Raw genomic sequence first — 3,659 nt, forward strand, 5'->3', positions numbered from 1 at the left:
CCGTCGTACGGCTTCGCCGCGGTGGTGCGCACGTAGTTGTACAGCCAGGTGACCAACACCGCGAAGACGATGACGCCGACCATCGGCGCCCATCCCGCGTAACCGTCCGGGATGAACGGCAGTGCCAGCGGTTCGTCATCGCCGGTACCTGCGACGATGCCAGCGAAGATCACGCCGTAGAGGCTCTCGCCCACAATCAGACCGGTCGCCATCAGCACGCCCAGTCGCTTCTTGCGGTCGGCGTCACCCGCGTCGCGCTCGGCCCACTTGTTGTAGGCGCGGCCGATGAACGCACCCACCGGGATGATCAGCGTGATCGCCATCGGCAGGTACATGCCCATCCCGACCGCCAGCGGCGGCAGGCGGAGGCTCTTTGTAGTCCGCTTGAGGATCTCGTCGACGGCGATCACCACAGCACCGATCAAGCAGCCCAGGCCGATCAGGCCCCAGTCCAAGTTGCCGCCGAACACCCCTTCGGCCAACGACGACATCAGCGCGGCCTGCGGCGCCGCCAGCGCGTCCGCCTTGGCCCCCGGGGCACCGACGAAGCCGAACGCCGTGTTCATCAGCTCCAGGACCGGCGGAATGATCACCGCACCGAAGCACACGCCGATGATCAGCGCGATCTGCTGCTTCCACGGCGTCGCGCCGACCAGCTGACCGGTCTTGAGATCCTGCAGGTTGTCGTTGGAGATGGTGGCGACGCCGAAAACCACCGCCGCCGTGAACAGCGTGTACGCCGTCATCACCAGCGCGTCCTCGGTACCGTGCGTCGCCTTCAGCAGCAGCGCCGCCAGCAGTACGACGACGATCCCGACGCCCGAAATAGGACTGTTCGATGAGCCGATCAGACCGGCCATGTACCCGCACACCGCGGCGACGATCAGCCCGATCAGCAGCACAAACATCACACTGACCGCGATCATGCCTGCACTGTTGTGCGCCAGCGTGGTGCCCTGCAGGAAGTCCCACAGCAGCCACCCGATCGGGATCATCGCCACCAGCACCGAGGCCGCCACCCACCCGAACGGAATGTCGCGCTCAGTGATGTCGACCTGCACACCCTGCCGGCGGCTTCGCGCACTCTTCAGCGATTCGGCGATGCCGCGGGCGATCGGCACCACCAGAGTCAGCAGGGTCCAGACCGCGGCGATGGCGATCGCACCGGCGCCGATGAAGCGCACGTCCGAGGAGAAGATCGCACCGACTTGGTCGAGCAAATCACCGTCGGTCAGCTGACCCCAGGTCTGCTGCGGCAACAGGAAGCCGTAGGAGATCACCAGACCCACCAGCATGGCGATGCCGACGCCCACACCGACCAGGTGGCCGACACCGATCAGCGCCAGCGACAGGCTCGCCCCATACATCGTGCCGCCGGCTCCGACCTTGAACGCACCGGACACCGCGTTGCTCAGCACCTTCAGATTGCTCAGTAGCGAAAACCCCGCTGCCGCGAGCGATCCCACGACGATCATTCGCATGCCGCCGCGGTTCTCCTCGGCGCCCACCTCGCTGTCGCCGACTTTCAGTACCTCGGCGGCCGCCACGCCTTCGGGATACGGCAAGTCCGATCCGGTCACCAATGTTCGGCGCAGCGGGATCGAGTACATGACGCCGAGTAGGCCGCCGACCGCGCAGACCGCGACAGTCTCCCAATACGGGAAGCCCGTCCACCAGCCGATCATGATCAGACCGGGCAGCACAAAGATGATTGCCGAGAGCGTGCCGGCCGCCGAAGCGATAGTCTGCACGATGTTGTTCTCGACGATGGAGTGGTTGGCGAAGTAGCGCAGGATCGACATCGAGATCACCGCGGCCGGAATGGCCGTGGCAAAGGTCAGTCCGACTTTCAGACCCAGGTAGACGTTCGCCGCCGTGAACACCAAGGTGATCAGACCACCGAGGATCACACCCCGGACAGTCAACTCGCGCACTGCCGTGCGAGCCGAAGCAGACATCTACTCTCCCTTGCGATTTCGGTGACAACCGGCGCCGCACGCCGATGTCTCACAATAGAACCCGCCGTCGTCCGGCGTTCACCGGACGACGACAATCTCCTCGCGTCGCACCCCGCGGCATTTGCCCGGCAAGCCCACCCACCGGCCCAGCAGTAGACTCAGTGCCATGCGCAAGGTCTCCGATGTGCGAGTCGTCGCCACATCGACCCTGGTCAGCGCATTCGATGTGACCCTCAACCTGATCGTGGCGCTGGCCACCGGGTCCACCGTGATGCTCTCCCAGGCCCTGCAGGGCACCTCGGATCTGGCGACCGGTGGGCTGCTCTTTGTTGGCGTCCGACGATCCCAACGCAAAGCCGACCATCGCTTCCCGTTCGGCTACGGCCGCGAGATCTATTTCTGGGCACTCATCGCCAGCATGATCATGTTCGCTGGCACCGGCGCGGCCTCCCTGTATTTCGGCTACCGGCAGGTGGTCGATCCCTCGCCCGTCGAACATCTCTGGCTCGCCTTCGCCATGCTCCTGTTCGGCGCGCTCACCAACGGTTATGCCCTGTCGCTGAGCATCCACCGCATGCGGCAAGACGACGACGCCTCCACCGTTCCCTGGTGGCGGCACCTGTGGCGCTCGAGTCTCATCGAAACTAAAGCAACGTTGACCATCGACCTACTCGGGACCAGCGCCGCGGTACTCGGCCTGGCGGCCCTGGGCACCTATTGGGCGACCGGGCTCACCCAGTTCGACGGCGTCGGCAGCCTCGCGATCGGGGTGGCGATGATGGCCGGGGCGGCGCTGCTGATGCGGGATCTGCGCGACCTGATCGTCGGGCGGGGGGTCGACGCCAATACTCGCGCGCGGCTCGGCGGGGCCGCGCTGAGCGTACCGGGCGTGCAGTCGGTGCTGGACCTGCTGACGATGTACGTGGGCTCGTCAAAGCTGTTCGTGGTCCTGGAGTTACACCTGACGGACGGCTTGACGACCGACGACATCGAACTCATCACCGATGAAGTGAAAGATCAGGTGCGCGACGCGGTGCCCCTGGTCCACCACATTCAGGTCGAAATCGAGACACCGGTTGACGAGGTGCTTCCGCCGCGCCACGCGCTGCGTCGCCGGAAGCGATAGCGCCCAACCTTAGAGCGCTTCCACCCCGGCGTCAGTGGCCTGCTCGAGCAGACTGCGGCGGTACGATTCGAGCGCCACCAGGTCGCCGAAGAGTGCGTTGTACCCGTCCGGGTCACCGCCCGGCGACATCCGACGAAGCTTGGACTTCAGATCGGCGATCTGCGCGCCCACCCAGACTTCTTGCGAACGCGCCAGCACACTGTTGATGTAGCGGGGCAGACCCGACTCCTCTACCGGCAGATCCTCGACGACCAGTTCGGTGACGAGCGGGGCCAACGCCGGATTGTCGATGGCCTGCAGGATCGCATCCACCCACGACGCTCCACTCAGTCCGCTCGCGGTGCCACCCAGCGACGTAATCGCTTGGTGCACAAGGGCGTAGGCGGGCTCGCCAAAGCACTCGGCGGGTAGCGAGTCGAACACTGAGCCGGCGAGCGCCGGATGCTGAATAGCCGCCTTCAAGGCCTCGCGCTGCGGCCACAGCCGTGGATCACCCGGGAGCGGACGGGCCGTCGGCGGCGGCGACGACGCCTCGGGCGCAGCGGTCCGGCCGGGTTGCCGACCACGTGCGTTAC

General features: G+C 65.8%; 2 protein-coding genes and 1 pseudogene. 1 reads left to right on the forward strand and 2 read right to left on the reverse strand.

Features of this window, described 5'->3' with window-relative positions; translation table 11 throughout:
* Positions 1-1,958 (reverse strand): OPT family oligopeptide transporter (locus tag WAW85_RS16220; RefSeq protein WP_422560618.1); only part of this gene is annotated, 1,958 nt, incomplete at its 3' end.
* Between the two features lie 166 nt (positions 1,959-2,124).
* Between WAW85_RS16220 and WAW85_RS16225 the strand changes: the two genes are divergently transcribed.
* Positions 2,125-3,084 (forward strand): cation diffusion facilitator family transporter, encoded by a 960-nt coding sequence (locus tag WAW85_RS16225; protein ID WP_422560619.1) that lies wholly within the window; start codon positions 2,125-2,127, stop codon positions 3,082-3,084.
* A gap of 9 nt (positions 3,085-3,093) precedes the next feature.
* On the opposite strand, the pseudogene WAW85_RS16230 reads toward WAW85_RS16225, so the two are convergent.
* Positions 3,094-3,659: pseudogene (locus WAW85_RS16230) on the reverse strand (DNA primase); the annotation flags it as partial.

Source organism: Gordonia sp. (in: high G+C Gram-positive bacteria), assembly GCF_049299075.1.
Lineage (GTDB): Bacteria > Actinomycetota > Actinomycetes > Mycobacteriales > Mycobacteriaceae > Gordonia.